This window comes from Nocardioides sp. Z22_16 (assembly GCF_058134365.1).
This window is the reverse complement of the sequence record NZ_JBYTTI010000005.1, coordinates 346500-363555: the sequence shown is the minus strand read 5'-3', so window position 1 is coordinate 363555 and position 17056 is coordinate 346500. Positions and strand designations below refer to the sequence as shown.

Below are 17056 nucleotides of genomic sequence, written 5' to 3'. Positions count from 1 at the left end.
CGTGCGGATCGACATCGTCAGCATCTTCCCGGAGTACCTGGCGCCCCTCGAGCTCAGCCTGGCCGGCAGGGCGCGGGACAGCGGCCTGCTCCAGGTGAGCGTCCACGACCTCAGGCACTGGACCCGGGACCGGCACCGGACGGTCGACGACACCCCGTACGGCGGCGGCGCCGGCATGGTGATGAAGCCCGAGCCCTGGGGGGAGGCGCTGGACGAGCTGCTCGCCGAAAGCCCGCGGCCCACGGTGGTCTTCCCGACCCCCAGCGGCACGCCGTTCACCCAGGCCCAGGCACGGGAGCTGTCCGGGCATCAACACCTGGTCTTCGCCTGCGGACGCTACGAAGGCATCGACCAGCGGGTCATCGACCACGCCCGTGAGGTCGCCCAGGTGCGCGAGGTCTCCCTGGGCGACTACGTGCTCAACGGCGGGGAGGTGGCGGCCCTGGCCGTCACCGAGGCCGTGGTCCGGCTGCTGCCGGGCTTCATGGGCAACCCGGAGTCGCTGGCGGAGGAGTCGCACGAGGACGGACTGCTCGAGTACCCCGTCTACACCAAGCCCGCCACGTGGCGGGGGCACGAGGTGCCGCCCGTGCTGCTCTCGGGCAACCATGCCGCGATCAGCCGCTGGCGTCTCGACCAGGCCCGTCAGCGGACCGCCGAGCGCCGACCCGACCTGCTCGCACCCGCCAGCCTGCCCGGTGCCGGGCAGGTCGCCCCGGCCACCCCCGCGGACGCGGGTGAGGTGCTGACCCTGCAGCTCGCCTGCGCCGCCGGCGTCCAGCGTGATTCCCCCGGGGTGACCGTCGATGCCCTCCGTGAGGGGGCCGACGACGTCCGCCGCTGGCTGGGGGAGTGGACGGTGCTGACGTCGCGTCGGGAGGGCAGGCTGGTCGCGGCGGTCCGCGGCCGACTCCACGGCGGGGCCTGGGAGGTCGACCGCCTCATGGTCGTCCCCGACCTCGAGGGACAGGGGATCGGGCGGGCCATGCTGGAGACCGCCGAGGCCCTGGCGCCCCGGGAGGCGACCTCCTACGTGCTGCACGTGGTCGGGAGGAGCGAGCGGACCCTGCGGTTCTGCAAGCGCGCCGGCTACCGGCCGAGTCCCGGCGGCTCTCCCGAGCCGGGTGTGACGACGCTGACCAAGCGGATTTCACGCTGAACCACCGCGTCTGGCAGAATTCCTCCTTGGTCCACACCGACCGAGGATTGCCCCGGAGCATGCACGCGGGGGATCTGCGCCGGACGCCTGCCACAGGGGGTGCCGGTGCGCCGGTCGAGACGTGGGGGCCGTCCGTGCACGATGACATCCGCGGCTGACCTGTGGCGATCGCGAGGAGAACAGCATGACCAACCTCATTGCCGAGCTCGGCAACGCCATCAAGCGCGACGACGTTCCCGCCTTCCGCGCCGGCGACACCATCAAGGTCCACGTCAAGGTCACCGAGGGCAACCGCTCGCGCGTCCAGGTCTTCCAGGGCGTCGTGATCCGCGTCCACGGCTCGGGCGTCGGCCGCACCTTCACGGTGCGCAAGGTCTCCTTCGGCGTGGGCGTCGAGCGGACCTTCCCCCTCAACTCCCCGATCTTCGAGAAGATCGAGATCGTGACCCGCGGTGACGTGCGTCGCGCCAAGCTCTACTACCTGCGCAACCTGCGCGGCAAGAAGGCGAAGATCAAGGAGCGCCGCGAGGCCTGAGCTTCGTCCTGACCGAGCACTGGTTAGTCTCTGGTCGTGACTCACGAAGACCGCGATCCCTTCTCCACCGACGACGACGTGGAGGAAGGATCGCGGTCTTCTGTGTCTCAGGCCGGCCGCAAGCACATGCCGCTGTGGCAGGAGACCGCGCTGCTGCTCGGGGTGGCCCTGGTGCTGGCGGTGATCGTCAAGACCTTCTTCGTCCAGGCGTTCTACATCCCGTCGGAGTCGATGGAGCCCGGGCTGGTGGAGAACGACCGGATCCTGGTCCAGAAGGTCTCGTACTGGGGGGACGGCGAGCCGCAGCGGGGCGACGTGGTGGTCTTCAAGGACCCCGGTGGCTGGCTCAACGGAAGCACCCTGGAGGAGCCGGACAACCCTCTGGTGAAGGCGATGACCAAGATCGGGCTCTATCCGTCGGGCGGTCACCTGGTCAAGCGCGTGATCGGGGTCGCGGGCGACGTGATCGAGTGCTGTGACGCGGAGGGGCGGATCACCGTGAACGGCGAGCCCCTCGCCGAGGACGACTACGTCAAGGACGACCCGGGGACACAGTGCAACGGGCCGATGATCGGCTCCTGCGACTGGAAGGCGGGCCCGGTGCCGGAGGGGCACGTCTTCGTGATGGGCGACAACCGCGGCCACAGTGCCGACTCCACCTCCAAGATGTGCCTGCCCGACGAGACCGACTGCGTCCCGGGTCGCGAGTTCGTCGACGTCGACCAGGTGGTGGGGAAGGTCTTCCTGGTGCTCTGGCCCACGGACAACTTCCGGTGGGTCCAGCGTCCCGGCACCTTCGACGACGTGGCGGCAGCCGGATCCGGATGAGCCGGTCCACTGCCTTGCCCCGTGGGGTCACCGTGCGGCGGGACGCCGGCCTCTACGGGTACGAGCGCGCGTTGGGCCGGGTCGGTCTGACGCCGGTCGCCGGCGTCGACGAGGCGGGCCGGGGAGCCTGCGCCGGACCCCTGGTCGCGGCCGCCTGCATCCTCCCCGAGGGCAGGCGGGGCGTGGTCCCCGGACTGGCCGACTCCAAGCTGCTCACCGAGCGCGCTCGCGAGGCCTGCTACGCCGAGATCACCCGACGGGCGCTCTCGTGGTCGGTGGTGGTCGTCAGCAACGAGGAGTGCGACCGCCTCGGGATGCACGTGGCCAACGTCGAGGCGCTGCGTCGGGCCGTCGCGCTGCTGGACCGTCGCCCGGCCTACGTGCTCACCGACGGGTTCCCGGTCGACGGGCTCGAGGTCCCGGGCCTGGCGGTGTGGAAGGGGGACCGGGTCGCCGCCTGCATCGCGGCCGCGTCGGTGCTGGCGAAGGTGACCCGCGACCGCCTGATGCGGGAGATCGACCGGACGTGGCCGCACTACGACTTCAAGACCCACAAGGGCTACATCACCCAGGTGCACAGTGCGGCGCTGACCGAGCACGGGCCCTGTCCCGCCCACCGGCGGCGCTTCGTCAACGTCCGGCGGGCGGCCGGCCTGGAAGGTCCCGGCGAACCGCCGCCGCAATCGCCGTCAGCCCCACCTGCGACGGATAGTGTCGAGGTCCGCCCGAACCCACAGGAGAGTCGATGAGTGCCGAGGATCTCGAGAAGTACGAGACCGAGATGGAGCTCACCCTCTATCGGGAGTACCGCGACGTCGTGTCGATCTTCAAGTACGTCGTCGAGACCGACCGTCGCTTCTACCTGTGCAACCAGGTCGACGTGAAGGCGCGGACCGAGAACGGCGACGTCTTCTTCGAGCTCTCGATGAGCGACGCCTGGGTGTGGGACATGTACCGGCCGGCCCGGTTCGCCAAGAACGTCAAGGTGCTCACCTTCAAGGACGTCAATGTCGAGGAGCTGAGCCACCAGGAGATGGACCTGCCGAAGCCCTGACCCGGTGACGGGCCGCTGGCCCTCCACAGGGCGTCGTCGCCGCCGGTTCCGCACAGCGTCCTGCCGCAGCCTCGTCGCGCCAGGGCGCGCGGGCGGCACGCTCTCCGCATGGAGACGACGACATGACGGCCAGCGGCCCCCGGACGGGACGCAACCACGCACTGGGCGCCTACGGCGAGGAGATGGCGGCGCGCCACCTCGTCGACAAGGGGATGGTGGTCCTCGACCGCAACTGGCACGGCGAGGCCGGCGAGATCGACCTGGTGCTCAGGGACGGCCGCACGCTGGTGGTGTGCGAGGTCAAGACGAGGTCGAGCGACGCCTTCGGCACGCCCCACGAGGCGGTGACCGAGGCGAAGCTGAGGCGCCTCCAGCGCCTCGCCGGGCAGTGGCTGCACGCCCACGACGTGCATCCCGAGGGGGTCCGCATCGACCTCGTCGCCGTCCTGCGCCCCCGCCGAGGGGCAGCGATCGTCGACCACGTCCGTGGCGTGTGCTGATGGTGGCCACCGCGCACACCTTCGTCCTGGAGGGGGCGGTCGGGCACCTCATCGAGGTCCAGGTCGACATCTCCCCGGGCGTGGTCGGAGCCACCATCGTGGGTCGTCCGGACGCGTCCCTCCTCGAGGCGCGCGACCGCGTGCGGATGGCGATCACCCACGACGCGCCGCAGTGGCCCTCCACGCGGCGGGTGACGATCCTGCTCGCCCCGGCCGACCTGCCCAAGCGCGGCACGCACTTCGACCTCGCGATCGCCCTGGGGGTCAAGGCGGCAGACGGGGACGTGCCCCCCGAGGGGCTGGCCGGCACGGTCTTCATCGGCGAGCTGGGCCTCGACGGACGCCTCCGGCCGGTGGCCGGTGTCCTCCCCATGGTGATGGCGGCGGCGCAGCGCGGCTTCCGCAGGGTCTTCGTGCCCGAGCCGCAGGCGCGCGAGGCGGCGATGGTCCCGGACGTGGAGGTCTTCGGGGTGCGGTCCCTGGGCCAGGTGGTGGCCCAGCTCCGCGGTGACCTCGTGCCGGTGGCCGAGCCGGTCACGGAGCCGTCGGGCAGCCAGCTGCTCAGCTGGCGGGGGGAGGACCGCACCGACGAGCTCGACATGGCTGACCTCCTCGGCATGGAGGACGCGAAGTTCTCCGTGGAGGTGGCCGCGGCCGGCGGGCACCACCTGCTCCTCTCCGGGCCCAAGGGTGCGGGCAAGACGAGCCTGGCCGAGAGGATCCCCGGGATCCTCCCCGACCTCACGCGTGAGGAGGCGCTGGAGGTCACCGCGGTGCGGTCCCTGTCGGGGCCGCTGGCGCCCGTGCAGGAGCTCCTCGTCCGGCCGCCGTTCCGCGCACCGCACCACGACGCCTCGAAGGCGAGCATCCTGGGTGGCGGGAGCGGTCGGGTCAGGCCGGGGGAGCTGAGCCGCGCCCACTGCGGCATCCTCTTCCTCGACGAGTTCCCGCTCTTCCGCGCCGACGTCATCGACGGCCTGCGCCAGCCCCTGGAGAGCGGCGAGATCCGAGTGGTGCGGGGGGAGGAGGCCGCGGTCTTCCCCGCCCGCGGCATGGTGGTGCTGGCGGCCAACCCGTGCCCCTGCGGCGAGTACCACCCGACCGCGGGCGAGAACCGGTGCGAGTGCCAGGAGGTCGTGCGACGCGACTACCGGCGCAAGGTCTCGGGCCCGATCACCGATCGGATCGACATCTCGCGACACGTGCCACCGGTGCGCGCGCACGGGGGCGACCGTTTCGAGCTCCGGGAGAGCTCCGCCCTCATCCGCGGGAGGGTCTCGACCGCCCGCGAGCGTCAGGCCGATCGCTATGCCGGCCGGGGGTGGCGGCTCAACGGGCAGGTGCCCGGTCACGTCCTGCGTGAAGAGTGGCCGTTGCCGGACGCCGGGCAGCGGCTGCTCGACGACTTCCTCCTCGCCGGGCGGCTCACCCGGCGGGGAGCCACCCGGGTGCATCGGATGGCCTGGTCGGTGGCCGACCTGCGAGGCAGGCCTGCTCCGTGCGAGGAGGACGTCGACACCGCCCTGCGTCTGCGGACCGGAGACCCCCTCAAGGCCGCCAGCATGGTGGCGGCGCGGTGAGCGCACCCGAGCCGGAGCGGCTGGCGCGGGTCGCGCTGAGTCGTCTCGGCGAGCCGGGGGACCCCCGGCTCGCGGGCCTGGTCGGCGAGCTCGGTGCCGTCCAGGTCAGGGACCTCCTTCTGGCCCAGCGTCCTCTCGAGGGAGTGGGTGTCGACGTGGCGGCCAGGCTGGCGTCCCTGGCCCCCGAGGCCGAGCTGGAGCGCGCCGAGCGGCGAGGGCTGCGGTTCGTGGTTCCCGGGGATGCCGAGTGGCCCGCCGGACTCGACGGGCTCGCCACAGCGGGGACGGTCCACGGTCGCGGCGGGGTGCCGCTGGGGCTGTGGGTGCGCAGCCGGGCACGTCTCGACGAGCTGGGGGACGGCGTCGCCGTCGTCGGGTCGCGCAGCTCGACAGGCTACGGGGAGCTGGCGGCCAGGGAGCTCTCCGCGATCACGGCACGGGCCGGCTTCTGCGTGGTCTCCGGAGCCGCCTTCGGGATCGATCAGGCCGCCCATCGCGGGGCGCTCTCGGTGAGGGCCGCCACCATCGCGGTGCTGGCCTGCGGGGTGGACCGCGCCTACCCGGCCGCGCACCGCGAGCTCCTCGACCACATCGCCGAGGTCGGTGCCGTCGTCTCCGACACCGCGCCGGGGTGCGCTCCCATGCGGACGCGCTTCCTGGCCCGCAACCGGATCATCGCAGCCCTGGGCCGCGGGACGGTCGTGGTCGAGGCCGCCGTCCGGAGCGGAGCGCTGAGCACGGCGGCCTGGACCGAGCGGTTGAACCGGCCACTGATGGGTGTGCCCGGTCCGATCACCGCCGCCGAGTCGCAGGGGGTCCACGAGAGGATCAGGTCGGGTGCCGCGGTGCTGGTGACGGGCGGGCACGACGTCCTGGAGATCCTGGGCGGGTCGGGGGAGCACCTGGTCGAGGTGCCCCGCGCGGCCCCGCGTCCTCGCGACCGGCTGACCGCGCGGCACCGCCAGGTGCTCGACGCCGTCCCGGTCGCGCACCCGGCCGGGACGGACTCGATCGCCCGCACGGCGGGGATCGGCGTGCGCGAGGTCTACCGGGCGCTGATGACGCTGGAGGAGAGGGGGATGGTCCATCGCCGGCCCAGCGGGTGGATGCTCAGCGTGGACGCGCGAGCCTGACGCGTCGCGGGGCCCCCGCCTCCTAGGATCGGGCCATGAGCGAGCAGGTCGAGGGTCCCGACCTGCCCGAGGACTGGGCGCGGACGCTCGCCGCCTACGAACGGCACCTGGTCTCCGAGCGCGATCTCTCGGTCCACACGGTGAAGGCCTACCTCCACGACATCGCCGGGATGCTCGAGCACGCGCGGCGCCTCGGCGTCGGCGAGCTGGACGAGATCGACCTGCGGACGCTCCGCAGCTGGTTGGCCAAGCAGCAGACCCTGGGGATGTCGCGGCGGACGGTGGCTCGGCGGGCGAGCGCGGTGAGGGTCTTCACCGCCTGGCTCTCGCGCACCGGGCGGGCGTCGTCCGACGCCGGTGCCTCCCTGCTGTCGCCGAAGCTGGACCGCAGCCTGCCGTCGGTGCTGCGGGCCGACGAGGCGGCCGACCTGATGACGGTCGCGGCGCGGCGGGCCGACGACCGGAGCCCCCTCGGACTGCGCGACGCGGCGATGCTCGAGGTGCTCTACGCGACCGGCATCCGGGTGGGGGAGCTGGTGGGGCTCGACGTCGACGACGTGGACCCGGAGCGGCGTGTGCTCAAGGTGCTGGGCAAGGGACGCAAGGAGCGGGTCGTCCCCTACGGACAGCCCGCCGACCAGGCGCTGGCCGACTGGACCGGCGCGGGGCGCCCCGCGCTGGTCTGCGCCGACTCCGGTCCGGCGCTCTTCCTCGGGGCACGCGGCCGACGCATCGACCAGCGGGTCGTCCGCACCGCGGTGCACGACCACCTGCGGGCCGTGCCGGGGGCACCGGACATGGGCCCGCACGGGCTGCGGCACACGGTCGCGACGCATCTGCTCGAGGGTGGTGCGGACCTGCGCTCCGTCCAGGAGCTCCTGGGGCACGCGTCCCTCTCCACCACCCAGCTCTACACCCACGTCACGACCGACAGGCTCAGGAAGGCCTACCGCCAGGCCCACCCGCGGGCCTGAGCCACCGGGCCCCAGCGCGTGGGCACGCGGGGAGCGAGGGGAAGCAGCCGGACCCGTACCGCCGCGCCCACCAGCGTGAGGGGATCGAGGTAGGTGGAGCCCCGGCGCAGCCCCCAGTGCAGGCAGGCGGCGGGGTAGCAGTGCGAGAACGGGAGCGACAGGAGCCCCAGTCGCTCCCCGCCCTCCACCCGGGCGCCCACCTCGACGAGGGGGACCACCGGCTCGTAGGTCGTCCGTGTCGGACCGTGGCTCACGACCACCACCGGTTTCCCGGCGACCCGGCCGGCGAAGGTGACGCGCCCGGGGAGGGCGGAGAGGACCCCCTGCCCCGGGCGTCCCGCGAGATCGACTCCCCGGTGGCCCGACAACCAGCGCTGCTGCGGCGGGTCGAAGCGCTGCACGACCACGGGCACAGGTGCGAGCGGCCAGGTCCCCCGCGCGGACTCGGGTGGCTCGGCTCCGGGGGCGAGGGTGCCGAGCACGAGAGCGGCGCCGGCTGCGGCGCTGACGGCGGTTGCGACTGCGGTGCTCACCAGGGGCATGCGCCGATCCTGGGACCTGCCTCCGCCGGGTGCCCGGGAACCGGCCCCGGGCTGTGGAGGAGAGGGTCGGGGCCGCGCCCTGTGGAGGTGCGCCGGCTGCGATTGGCCCGGGAGCCTCCGGGTGAACTATTCTCGTACCAGCAGCCCTCATGGGCTGACTTCGCACGCTCGCAGACCGCGACGGGGTCGTCTTCTTCTGAGGCCCCGCCCGCCCGCGGGCGCCGATCCTCGGTCCCACCTCGCGAGAGGTGGGTGGGATCGCGCGTGAGCGTCAGGGCCTCCGGCACCCGTCGGCGGCAGTGAACTGAAAACCTAGCGCAGGGCCCGGCCACGTCTCCCACAGGAGGCGAAGCGACAGGGTGCCTGCACCGACACAGGAGAACACCATGGCAGTCGTGACCATGCGCCAGCTGCTCGAGAGCGGCGTCCACTTCGGGCACCAGACCCGTCGCTGGAACCCCAAGATGAAGCGCTTCATCATGACCGAGCGCAACGGCATCTACATCATCGACCTGCAGCAGTCGCTGGCCTACATCGACCGCTCCTACGCCTTCATCAAGGAGACGGTCGCCAAGGGCGGCACGATCATGTTCGTGGGCACCAAGAAGCAGGCCCAGGAGGCGATCGCCGAGCAGGCGACCCGCGTCGGCATGCCCTACGTCAACCAGCGCTGGCTCGGCGGGATGCTCACCAACTTCCAGACCGTGCACCAGCGGATCAACCGCCTCAAGGAGCTCGACGAGGTCGACTTCGACGACGTCGCCGGCAGCAGCCGCACCAAGAAGGAGCTGCTGCAGATGCGTCGCGAGCGCGACAAGCTCAACAAGTCGCTCGGCGGCATCCGCGAGATGACCCGGACCCCCTCCGCGGTGTGGATCGTCGACACCAACAAGGAGCACCTCGCCGTCGAGGAGGCGCGCAAGCTGCGCATCCCGATCGTCGGCATCCTCGACTCCAACTGTGACCCCGACGTCGTCGACTTCCCGATCCCGGGCAACGACGACGCCATCCGCGCGGTGGGCCTGCTCACCCGCGTTGTCGCGGACGCCGTGGCGGAGGGCCTCATCGCCCGCTCGGGCGCCAAGACCGGAGCCGGCTCCGGCGACAGCGTCGCCGCGGGCGAGCCGCTCGCCGAGTGGGAGCGCGAGCTGCTCTCCGGTGACGCCGAGAAGGCCGCCGTCGAGGCGACCGGTGGCGACGCGTCCAGCGACGACACCCCCGCCTCCGAGGCGACCGGCGCCGCGGGCGAGGCCCCTGCCGCCAACGAGGCGACTGCGGCCGCTGTCGCCGAGCAGGCCACCGACGCCGCCGAGGCTCCGGCCACCGACGCCGCCGAGGCTCCGGCCGCCGAGGCTGCCGCGCCCGCCGACGAGGCGCCCGCCGAGAAGGCCTGACCCTCTCGCTCCCGCAGCGAGACCACACCGAATTCGAGGAAGAAGGAACATGGCTAACTTCTCCGCAGCCGACGTCAAGAAGCTCCGCGAGCTGACCTCCGCCGGCATGATGGACTGCAAGAAGGCGCTCACCGAGACCGACGGCGACTTCGAAAAGGCCGTCGAGCTGCTCCGCGTCAAGGGCGCCGCGAAGGCGGCCAACCGTGCCGCCGAGCGCGAGGCCTCCGCGGGCCTGGTCGCCCACTCGGGCGGCTCCCTGCTCGAGCTCAAGTCCGAGACCGACTTCGTCGCCAAGAACGACGACTTCGTCGCGACCGCCCAGAAGATCGCCGACGCCGCCGACGCGGCCAAGGCGGGCGACGCGGAGGCCCTCAAGGCCGTGTCGCTGGGCGACAAGACCGTGGGCGAGGTCGTCGAGGGTCTCGCCATCACGATCGGCGAGAAGATCGAGCTCGGCCAGGTGACCCACTTCGACGGCAAGGTGGTGGCCTACATGCACAAGCGTGCCGCCGACCTGCCGCCCGCCGTGGGCGTCCTGGTGGAGTACACCGGCGACGACGAGGCGGCCGCTCGCGGAGCCGCGATGCAGATCGCGGCCATGCGCCCGCAGTACCTCACCCGCGAGGACGTCCCCGCGGACGTCGTGGCCAAGGAGCGCGAGATCGCCGAGGCCACCTCGCGCGAGGAGGGCAAGCCCGAGCAGGCGATCGCCAAGATCACCGAGGGCCGGCTCAACGGCTTCTTCAAGGACGTCGTCCTGCTGGAGCAGCCGTCGGTCACCGAGAACAAGAAGACCGTGAAGGCCGTCCTCGACGCCGCGGGCGTGACGATCACGCGCTTCGCGCGGTTCGAGGTCGGCGCCTGACCCGATAGGGTTTCGGCTAGCAGCAACAACGAGGAGGCCGGTTCGGTGGATCGACACATGACCATCGGACCGGCCTTCGCGTGTCCCCGTTCGACCTCGCCCCGGCGAAAGGATCTCGCGTGACGGCGTACTCCCGTGTCCTGCTCAAGCTCTCCGGAGAGGTCTTCGGTGGCGGACGCATCGGTGTCGACCCCGACGTCGTCTCCAAGGTCGCCCGTCAGATCGCCGCGGTGGTCCGCTCCGGCGTGGGGGTCAGCATCGTGGTCGGCGGAGGCAACTTCTTCCGCGGCGCCGAGATGCAGCAGCGGGGGATGGACCGCGCCCGCGCCGACTACATGGGCATGCTCGGCACGGTGATGAACTGCCTGGCCCTCCAGGACTTCCTGGAGAAGGAGGGCATCGAGACCCGGGTGCAGACCGCGATCACCATGGGGCAGGTCGCCGAGCCCTACATCCCGCGGCGCGCCATCCGGCACCTCGAGAAGGGCCGCGTGGTCATCTTCGGCGCCGGTGCCGGGATGCCCTTCTTCTCCACCGACACCGTCGCCGCCCAGCGCGCGCTGGAGACGAGGTGCGAGGTGGTCCTGATGGCCAAGCAGGGGGTGGACGGCGTCTACACCGCCGACCCGCGCACGGACCCGACGGCCACCAAGCTCGACACCCTCACCTTCTCCGACGCACTGCAGCGCGGCCTCAAGGTGGCCGACGCCACCGCCTTCGCACTCTGCATGGAGAACAACATGCCCCTGATCGTCTTCGGGATGGAGGACGAGGGAGCCATCCTGCGCATCGTGCAGGGTGAGAAGATCGGCACCCTGGTCAGCCGGGAAGCCTGAGCCCCGCCGACCGTCATCGAGACGCCAGTCCGACCGTTTCACCGAGAGTAGGTATGCAGACGTGATCAGCGACATCCTCCGCGAGGCGGAGCAGAAGATGGACAAGTCGGTCGAGTCGACCCGCGAGGAGTTCGCGACGATCCGGGCGGGCCGCGCCAACCCGAGCATGTTCAGCAAGATCGTCGTCGACTACTACGGGTCGCCCACGCCGTTGCAGAGCCTGGCGACCTTCACCTCCCAGGACGCCCGGGTCATCCTCATCGCGCCCTTCGACCAAGGGGCCATGGACGCCATCGAGCGGGCGGTGCGTGACTCCGACCTCGGCGTCAACCCCTCGAACGACGGTCGGGTGCTGCGGTGCGCGTTCCCCGAGCTCACCGAGGAGCGGCGCAAGGAGTACATCAAGCTCGCCAAGGGCAAGGCCGAGGACGGCCGGGTCTCCGTGCGCAACGTCCGGCGGGCCGCCAAGCAGTCCCTGGAGAAGCTGGAGAAGGACGGCGAGGTCGGCAAGGACGACGTGGCCGGGGCCGAGAAGCGCCTCGACGCGCTCACCAAGACTCACACCGACCACATCGACGAGATGCTGAAGAAGAAGGAGTCCGAGCTGCTCGAGGTCTGAGCGCCACCCATGACCACCTCCACGACCCCGGCGGAACAGCCGAAGAAGGACCACGGCAGGGCCGGGCGCAACCTCCCGGCGGCCGTGGCGTCCGCTGTCGTCCTCCTCTCCCTGGTTGCGGGGACGCTGTACTTCTGGAAGACGGCCTTCGTCCTGGTCGTCGCCGTCGCCGTGGTGATCGGGGTGTGGGAGCTGCGCCGGGGCTTCCTGGCGAAGCAGATCGACCTCCCCGAGCAGCCCCTGATGCTCGGGGGCGTGGTGATGGTCCTGGTCGCCTACTTCTGGGGGGCCCCCGCCCTGGTCACCGCGACGGCCGTGACCGCCCTGGTGATCATGCTGTGGCTGCTGCGCCGCGGCGTCGAGGGCTACGTGCGCAACGCGACCGCGTCGGTCTTCGTCCTGGTCTACCTGCCCTTCCTGGCCTCCTTCGTGGGGCTCATGCTGTCCGAGGGCGGGACCGTGGACTTCGTCCGCTGGGACGACGGGGTGAAGGGGATCGTCGTCTTCATCCTCGTCACGGTGGCCTCCGACACCGGGGGGTACGCCGCCGGCGTGCTGTTCGGCAAGCACCCGATGGCGCCGGTCATCTCGCCCAAGAAGTCCTGGGAGGGGTTCGCCGGCTCCGCGGCTGCCTGCGTCGCCGCCGGCTGGTACCTGGTGACGTACTTCCTGGAGGGCGACTGGTGGGTCGGGGTGGTGCTGGGGCTGATCACGGTCGTCATGGCCACGCTGGGCGACCTGGTCGAGTCGGTGATCAAGCGCGACCTCGGGATCAAGGACATGTCCCACGTGATCCCCGGCCACGGTGGACTGATGGACCGGCTGGACTCGCTGCTGGCGACGATCGCGCCGACCTGGCTGCTCCTCCACTACCTGGTCTTCTGACCGCGCTGCCTGCTCCAGCCGTTCTGACCGACCCCGGGGCATCGGTGCGTCCCCGGCTTGTCGAGGCGCCGTTCGGGGGTCCTCCGCCCTAGGATGAGCGACCATGACCACTGAGCAGGCCCACCAGCACTCCGGGGAGCAGACGGGTCCGCCCACGACGCGGGCCGGCTCGCCGCTCGAGTGGTGGAACCGCAGCCACCCCACGTTCGCGGCGCTGACCGGCTTCTTCACGGGCATGCTCTTCGTCACCGCCGTCCCCGGGGGTTTCGCCGCGGCGCTGCGCCTCTTCTTCCCCTACGAGACGGCCGAGAAGTACTTCCCGCTGGTCCTCCTCTTCCTGCTGGTCCCCGCCGGGCTGCTCGTGCGGCGCCGGACCCGCCGGTTCGCCCAGTTCATGTTCGTGGGCATGGTGCTGACCGCGCTGGTCGTCCTGGGCGTCGCCTCGCTGGTCCTCTACTTCATGGTGCAGGCCGACTCCTGATTGGGGGAGGGGCCCACGGAGTGGGAGAATCGTGGAGATGTCCCAGACACCCCCGCTCCTGCCCCTCGTCTTCGACGAGCCCCGTGGTCGCAAGAAGCCGCCGCGGCACCTCGCCGACCTCGACCTCGACGAGCGCAAGGAGCTGCTGACCTCCCTGGGCCTGCCCGGCTTCCGGGCCAAGCAGCTCTCCACCCACTACTTCGGGCGGCTGGCCGACGACCCCGCCGAGATGACGGACCTGCCCGCCACCCAGCGTGACGAGCTCGTCTCCGCTCTGCTGCCGAACCTGATGACCCCGCTCCGCACCCTCGAGGCCGATCGGGGCACCACCCGCAAGACCCTGTGGAAGCTCTTCGACGGGGCTCTGGTGGAGTCGGTGCTGATGCGCTACCCCGACCGGGCCACGGTCTGTGTCTCCAGCCAGGCTGGCTGTGGGATGGCGTGCCCGTTCTGCGCCACCGGCCAAGGCGGACTGCAACGCAACATGTCCACCGCCGAGATCGTCGAGCAGGTGGTGGCGGCGGCCCGCAGCATGCACCGCGGCGAGGTCCCCGGAGGTCCCGGTCGCGTCTCCAACGTGGTCTTCATGGGGATGGGCGAGCCGTTGGCCAACTACAAGGCGGTGATCGGCGCCGTCCGCCGGCTGACCGACCCCACCCCCGCGGGGCTGGGGATGAGCGCCCGGGGTGTCACCGTCTCCACCGTCGGGCTGGTGCCGCGGATCAACCAGCTCGCCGAGGAGGGGATCCCGGTCACCCTCGCGCTCTCGCTCCATGCGCCCGACGACGAGCTGCGCAACGAGCTGGTCCCGATCAACACCCGGTTCTCGGTGGCCGAGACGGTCGAGGCCGCGTGGAACTACGCACGCACCACCAAGCGTCGGGTCTCCATCGAGTACGCGATGATGCGGGGCATCAACGACCAGGGTGAGCGCGCCGACCTGCTCGGGGACGTGCTCAACTCCTACGGCGACTGGGGCTGGGTCCACGTCAACCTCATCCCGCTCAACCCCACGCCCGGATCGAAGTGGACGGCCTCGGACCCTCGCGACGAGCGCGAGTTCGTCCGCCGCCTGGAGGCGAAGGGCATCCCGACCACCGTGCGCGACACCCGGGGCCGGGAGATCGACGGGGCCTGCGGGCAGCTCGCCGCCTCCGAGTGAGGCGCGGCCGAGGGGAGTGCGGAGTCCCCGGGCATCCTCCTCAGAACGCCTGACCCATCAGGTCGGCGAAGAGATCGTGCTCGTCGGCCGGGAGGCCCCGGGAGCGGAACCACCGGCAGAGGTTGGCGCAGTCGCGCAGCAGGAAGTCCGGGCCCTGGGCGTTGCCCACCAGGTCCACGACCTGGGGCAGGTCGATCACCACCAGGCGCTCACCGGCCGCCAGGATGTTGTAGGCCGAGAGGTCGCCGTGGACCAGGCCCACCCGGACCATGGTGCCCAGGGCCTCGTGGAGCTGCTCGAACCAGTGGTGGAGCAGCGCCGTCTCCGGCCTGGTCTGGGCCAGACGGGGAGCTGTCGACCCGTCCACCTCGATCCACTCCATCAGGATCTCGGTCCCGTCGACCTGCACCGGGTAGGGGACCGGCAGGCCGGCCTCCCAGCACCGCGTGAGGGCGGCCCACTCCGCGAGCGCCCACTCGCCGGCGGCGACGGTGCGTCCCCAGGTGGACCCGCGCTTCAGGGCACGCTGGTCGCGTGAGCGCCGCACCGAGCGGCCCTCGGTGTAGACCGCCGCGCGGTGGAAGGACCGGTGGTGGACGTCGCGGTAGCGCTTGGCCGCCATCACCACACCGGTCCCCGGGTGGTGGGGGTCCGCGCGCTCCAGCAGGTGGACGTCCGCCTCCTTGCCGGTCTTGAGGACGCCCAGGTCGGTGTCGAGGGCCCCTTGCGAGGTCACCACCCAGTCGGGCCGCGGCTCAGGGCCGCGCATCAGGGGCTCCACCTCCAACCAGGTGGACCAGCGGCGGGTCGGGTCGTCGAGCTCGTCGTAGGCGCGGAAGTCGAAGACGAAGTCGGGGTGGAGCGAGGAGGGTTCAGGGGTGGACGCGTGCGGGTCCGAGGGCATGGGCGGGTCTCCAGCGGTGAGTGAGGTGGTCTGCGGACAGGCAGAGGACAGTCGTGGACATGTCGCGCCTCCTCACTTCTCGCTGGGCGCACGTCGCCCGGACGTGACCATGCTCGGTGGTGGCGTACCGGCTGGGCAACTTCTTTTCGCGGTACGTTGACCGACATGACTCGGGCACCCCGAACCTGCCGGGCGCGTGCGCTTGCGGCCACCTTGACGACGACCCTCGCCCTCTGCCTCGCCGCGGCCCCCTCGGCGGGAGCCGCACAGCAGGCCGCGGTCCCAGGCCCCGGAGGACCGGGGATCGGGGACCCCTACTTCCCGCTCGACGGCAACGGCGGGATCGACGTCCAGCACTACGACGTCGCGGTCGGCTACGACTTCGAGGAGGGCAGGCTGCGCGGGCGCGCCACCGTGACCCTGGTGCCCACCGCCGAGCTGTCCTCGTTCAACCTCGACCTCCTCCTCCCCGTCTCCCGGGTGACCGTGGACGGCGCGAGGGCCCGCCACCGGCAGACGGACGGGCACGAGCTGGTGGTTCGCCCGGCGACGGCGCTGCAGCCGGGCGTCCCGGTCGCCGTGGTGGTCAGGTACGCCGGCCGACCGGGACGCGAGCGCTACGCCGGGGAGTCCAACTGGCTGGCCGACCGCCACGAGGTGGTCACCATGAACCAGCCGCACATGGCGCCGTGGTGGTTCCCGGCCAACGACCACCCGACCGACAAGGCGACCTTCGCCCTGGCCGTGCGGGTCCCGAAGGGCAAGAAGGTCGTGGCCAACGGTGACCTCGTCTCCCGCCGCACCAAGGGCGCGACCACCACCTGGCGCTGGCGGACCGACGAGCCGATGGCCTCCTACCTCGCGTTCTTCGCCGCGGGGCGCTTCGACGTCGAGCGGGGCGTGACCGACGGGCTCCCGTGGACCCTCGCCGTCTCCTCGCGCCTGCCCGCGCCGACGCGGCGGTCGTCCATGCGGGTGCTACGACGGACGCCCGGACTGGTCGCGCAGCTCGAGCGCGACCTCGGCGACTACCCGTTCTCCAGCACCGGCGGGATCGTCACCTCCCTCGACCCCGGCTTCGCGCTGGAGAACCAGACCCGGCCGACCTACCCGGCGCTGGGTCGCGGCATGGACTGGCTGCTGGTCCACGAGCTGGCCCACCAGTGGTTCGGTGACAGCGTCTCGATCTCCGGCTGGCGCGACATCTGGCTCAACGAGGGAGCGGCCACCTTCATGGAGCGTCGCCACGCCGAGCTGACCGACGGCAGCGACTCCCAGGAGTGGCTCACCCGCCTCCACGGCTCGATGCCGTCCTCGTTCTGGCGGCTGCGCATCGCCGATCCCGGCCGCGGCAGGATCTTCGACGAGCCCGTCTACACGCGCGGGGCGATGACGTTCCAGGCGCTTCGGCACCGGATCGGCGAGGAGCGCTTCTGGCTCCTGCTGCGCACGTGGCTGGAGACCCGCAAGGACGGTCACGGGAGCTCGGAGGAGTTCGAGGCCCTGGCGTCCGAGCTGAGCGGCGAGGACCTCACCGACTTCTTCCGGGTGTGGCTGCGCGAGCCCACCCGCCCGGAGGCCACCGTGGCGAACGGACTCGTCTGA

At 71.6% G+C, this 17056-nt stretch carries 19 protein-coding genes; 17 read left to right on the top strand and 2 right to left on the bottom strand.

Translation table 11 applies throughout. The annotated features are described in order from the left end of the window. Nucleotide 1: 1 nt before the first annotated feature. The 9 genes from trmD to AC3X7R_RS16850 all read left to right on the top strand — a co-directional run bounded on the left by trmD (nt 2) and on the right by AC3X7R_RS16850 (nt 7763). Complete coding sequence (gene trmD, locus AC3X7R_RS16890; RefSeq protein ID WP_489966843.1) at nt 2-1159, top strand: tRNA (guanosine(37)-N1)-methyltransferase TrmD; 1158 nt, start codon at nt 2-4, stop codon at nt 1157-1159. A gap of 184 nt (nt 1160-1343) precedes the next feature. Continuing rightward, nucleotides 1344-1694, top strand: coding sequence for a 50S ribosomal protein L19 (gene rplS, locus AC3X7R_RS16885; RefSeq protein WP_489966842.1), 351 nt, complete (start codon nt 1344-1346; stop codon nt 1692-1694). 36 nt (nt 1695-1730) lie between these two features. Beyond that, nucleotides 1731-2522 carry a signal peptidase I gene (gene lepB / locus AC3X7R_RS16880; protein ID WP_489966841.1) on the top strand — a complete coding sequence of 264 codons (792 nt, stop codon included), beginning with the start codon at nt 1731-1733 and terminating at the stop codon, nt 2520-2522. Beyond that, on the top strand, nt 2519-3271 hold the full coding sequence (locus AC3X7R_RS16875; RefSeq protein ID WP_489966840.1) for a ribonuclease HII: 753 nt from the start codon (nt 2519-2521) through the stop codon (nt 3269-3271). Before lepB ends, AC3X7R_RS16875 begins: the two co-directional genes overlap by 4 nt. Continuing rightward, the gene (locus AC3X7R_RS16870; protein ID WP_489966839.1) at nt 3268-3576 is read left to right on the top strand and encodes a DUF2469 domain-containing protein; all 309 of its coding nucleotides are present in this window, start codon (nt 3268-3270) and stop codon (nt 3574-3576) included. Before AC3X7R_RS16875 ends, AC3X7R_RS16870 begins: the two co-directional genes overlap by 4 nt. A gap of 122 nt (nt 3577-3698) precedes the next feature. After that, complete coding sequence (locus tag AC3X7R_RS16865) at nt 3699-4076, top strand: YraN family protein (protein ID WP_489966838.1); 378 nt, start codon at nt 3699-3701, stop codon at nt 4074-4076. Further along, nucleotides 4076-5656, top strand: coding sequence for a YifB family Mg chelatase-like AAA ATPase (locus AC3X7R_RS16860; protein WP_489966837.1), 1581 nt, complete (start codon nt 4076-4078; stop codon nt 5654-5656). The genes AC3X7R_RS16865 and AC3X7R_RS16860 overlap by 1 nt, the downstream gene beginning before the upstream one ends. Continuing rightward, on the top strand, nt 5653-6789 hold the full coding sequence (gene dprA, locus AC3X7R_RS16855) for a DNA-processing protein DprA (RefSeq protein WP_489966836.1): 1137 nt from the start codon (nt 5653-5655) through the stop codon (nt 6787-6789). Before AC3X7R_RS16860 ends, dprA begins: the two co-directional genes overlap by 4 nt. Nucleotides 6790-6824: 35 nt before the next feature. Further along, nucleotides 6825-7763, top strand: a complete 939-nt coding sequence (locus AC3X7R_RS16850; protein ID WP_489966835.1) for a tyrosine recombinase XerC — start codon at nt 6825-6827, stop codon at nt 7761-7763. On the opposite strand, the gene AC3X7R_RS16845 is transcribed toward AC3X7R_RS16850, so the two are convergent. Beyond that, nucleotides 7736-8305 (bottom strand): murein hydrolase activator EnvC family protein, encoded by a 570-nt coding sequence (locus tag AC3X7R_RS16845; RefSeq protein ID WP_489966834.1) that lies wholly within the window; start codon nt 8303-8305, stop codon nt 7736-7738. The two genes, AC3X7R_RS16850 and AC3X7R_RS16845, sit on opposite strands and share 28 nt — an antisense overlap. 386 nt (nt 8306-8691) lie before the next feature. On the opposite strand from AC3X7R_RS16845, the gene rpsB reads away from it, so the two are divergent. From rpsB to rlmN, 7 genes are all read left to right on the top strand, one after another. Next, nucleotides 8692-9699: a 30S ribosomal protein S2 gene (rpsB, locus tag AC3X7R_RS16840; RefSeq protein WP_489966833.1), complete on the top strand. Its 1008-nt coding sequence runs from the start codon at nt 8692-8694 to the stop codon at nt 9697-9699. A 49-nt stretch (nt 9700-9748) separates the two neighbouring features. Beyond that, complete coding sequence (gene tsf, locus AC3X7R_RS16835; protein ID WP_489966832.1) at nt 9749-10564, top strand: translation elongation factor Ts; 816 nt, start codon at nt 9749-9751, stop codon at nt 10562-10564. Nucleotides 10565-10683: 119 nt separating this feature from the next. After that, nucleotides 10684-11400: a UMP kinase gene (gene pyrH / locus AC3X7R_RS16830; RefSeq protein WP_489966831.1), complete on the top strand. Its 717-nt coding sequence runs from the start codon at nt 10684-10686 to the stop codon at nt 11398-11400. A gap of 64 nt (nt 11401-11464) precedes the next feature. Beyond that, complete coding sequence (gene frr, locus AC3X7R_RS16825; protein WP_489967094.1) at nt 11465-12019, top strand: ribosome recycling factor; 555 nt, start codon at nt 11465-11467, stop codon at nt 12017-12019. 9 nt (nt 12020-12028) lie between these two features. Then, complete coding sequence (locus AC3X7R_RS16820; RefSeq protein ID WP_489966830.1) at nt 12029-12904, top strand: phosphatidate cytidylyltransferase; 876 nt, start codon at nt 12029-12031, stop codon at nt 12902-12904. A 103-nt stretch (nt 12905-13007) separates the two neighbouring features. Next, entirely contained in the window at nt 13008-13385 is a 378-nt protein-coding gene (locus AC3X7R_RS16815) for a hypothetical protein (RefSeq protein ID WP_489966829.1), read from the top strand. Between the two features lie 37 nt (nt 13386-13422). Beyond that, nucleotides 13423-14547 carry a dual-specificity RNA methyltransferase RlmN gene (gene rlmN, locus AC3X7R_RS16810; protein ID WP_489966828.1) on the top strand — a complete coding sequence of 375 codons (1125 nt, stop codon included), beginning with the start codon at nt 13423-13425 and terminating at the stop codon, nt 14545-14547. Between the two features lie 40 nt (nt 14548-14587). On the opposite strand, the gene AC3X7R_RS16805 is transcribed toward rlmN, so the two are convergent. Beyond that, entirely contained in the window at nt 14588-15451 is an 864-nt protein-coding gene (locus AC3X7R_RS16805) for a serine protein kinase RIO (RefSeq protein ID WP_489966827.1), read from the bottom strand. A gap of 165 nt (nt 15452-15616) precedes the next feature. On the opposite strand from AC3X7R_RS16805, the gene AC3X7R_RS16800 reads away from it, so the two are divergent. Beyond that, nucleotides 15617-17056, top strand: coding sequence for a M1 family metallopeptidase (locus AC3X7R_RS16800; protein WP_489966826.1), 1440 nt, complete (start codon nt 15617-15619; stop codon nt 17054-17056).

Excerpts from the sequence above, each read along its gene's own strand:
- rplS (WP_489966842.1), top strand. The coding sequence starts at position 1,344 with ATGACCAACCTCATTGCCGAGCTCGGCAACGCCATCAAGCGCGACGAC.
- AC3X7R_RS16875 (WP_489966840.1), top strand. The coding sequence starts at position 2,519 with ATGAGCCGGTCCACTGCCTTGCCCCGTGGGGTCACCGTGCGGCGGGAC.
- AC3X7R_RS16870 (WP_489966839.1), top strand. The coding sequence starts at position 3,268 with ATGAGTGCCGAGGATCTCGAGAAGTACGAGACCGAGATGGAGCTCACC.
- AC3X7R_RS16865 (WP_489966838.1), top strand. The coding sequence starts at position 3,699 with ATGACGGCCAGCGGCCCCCGGACGGGACGCAACCACGCACTGGGCGCC.
- AC3X7R_RS16860 (WP_489966837.1), top strand. The coding sequence starts at position 4,076 with ATGGTGGCCACCGCGCACACCTTCGTCCTGGAGGGGGCGGTCGGGCAC.
- AC3X7R_RS16850 (WP_489966835.1), top strand. The coding sequence starts at position 6,825 with ATGAGCGAGCAGGTCGAGGGTCCCGACCTGCCCGAGGACTGGGCGCGG.
- AC3X7R_RS16845 (WP_489966834.1), bottom strand. The coding sequence starts at position 8,305 with ATGCCCCTGGTGAGCACCGCAGTCGCAACCGCCGTCAGCGCCGCAGCC.
- rpsB (WP_489966833.1), top strand. The coding sequence starts at position 8,692 with ATGGCAGTCGTGACCATGCGCCAGCTGCTCGAGAGCGGCGTCCACTTC.
- tsf (WP_489966832.1), top strand. The coding sequence starts at position 9,749 with ATGGCTAACTTCTCCGCAGCCGACGTCAAGAAGCTCCGCGAGCTGACC.
- AC3X7R_RS16820 (WP_489966830.1), top strand. The coding sequence starts at position 12,029 with ATGACCACCTCCACGACCCCGGCGGAACAGCCGAAGAAGGACCACGGC.
- AC3X7R_RS16815 (WP_489966829.1), top strand. The coding sequence starts at position 13,008 with ATGACCACTGAGCAGGCCCACCAGCACTCCGGGGAGCAGACGGGTCCG.
- rlmN (WP_489966828.1), top strand. The coding sequence starts at position 13,423 with ATGTCCCAGACACCCCCGCTCCTGCCCCTCGTCTTCGACGAGCCCCGT.
- AC3X7R_RS16805 (WP_489966827.1), bottom strand. The coding sequence starts at position 15,451 with ATGCCCTCGGACCCGCACGCGTCCACCCCTGAACCCTCCTCGCTCCAC.
- AC3X7R_RS16800 (WP_489966826.1), top strand. The coding sequence starts at position 15,617 with ATGACTCGGGCACCCCGAACCTGCCGGGCGCGTGCGCTTGCGGCCACC.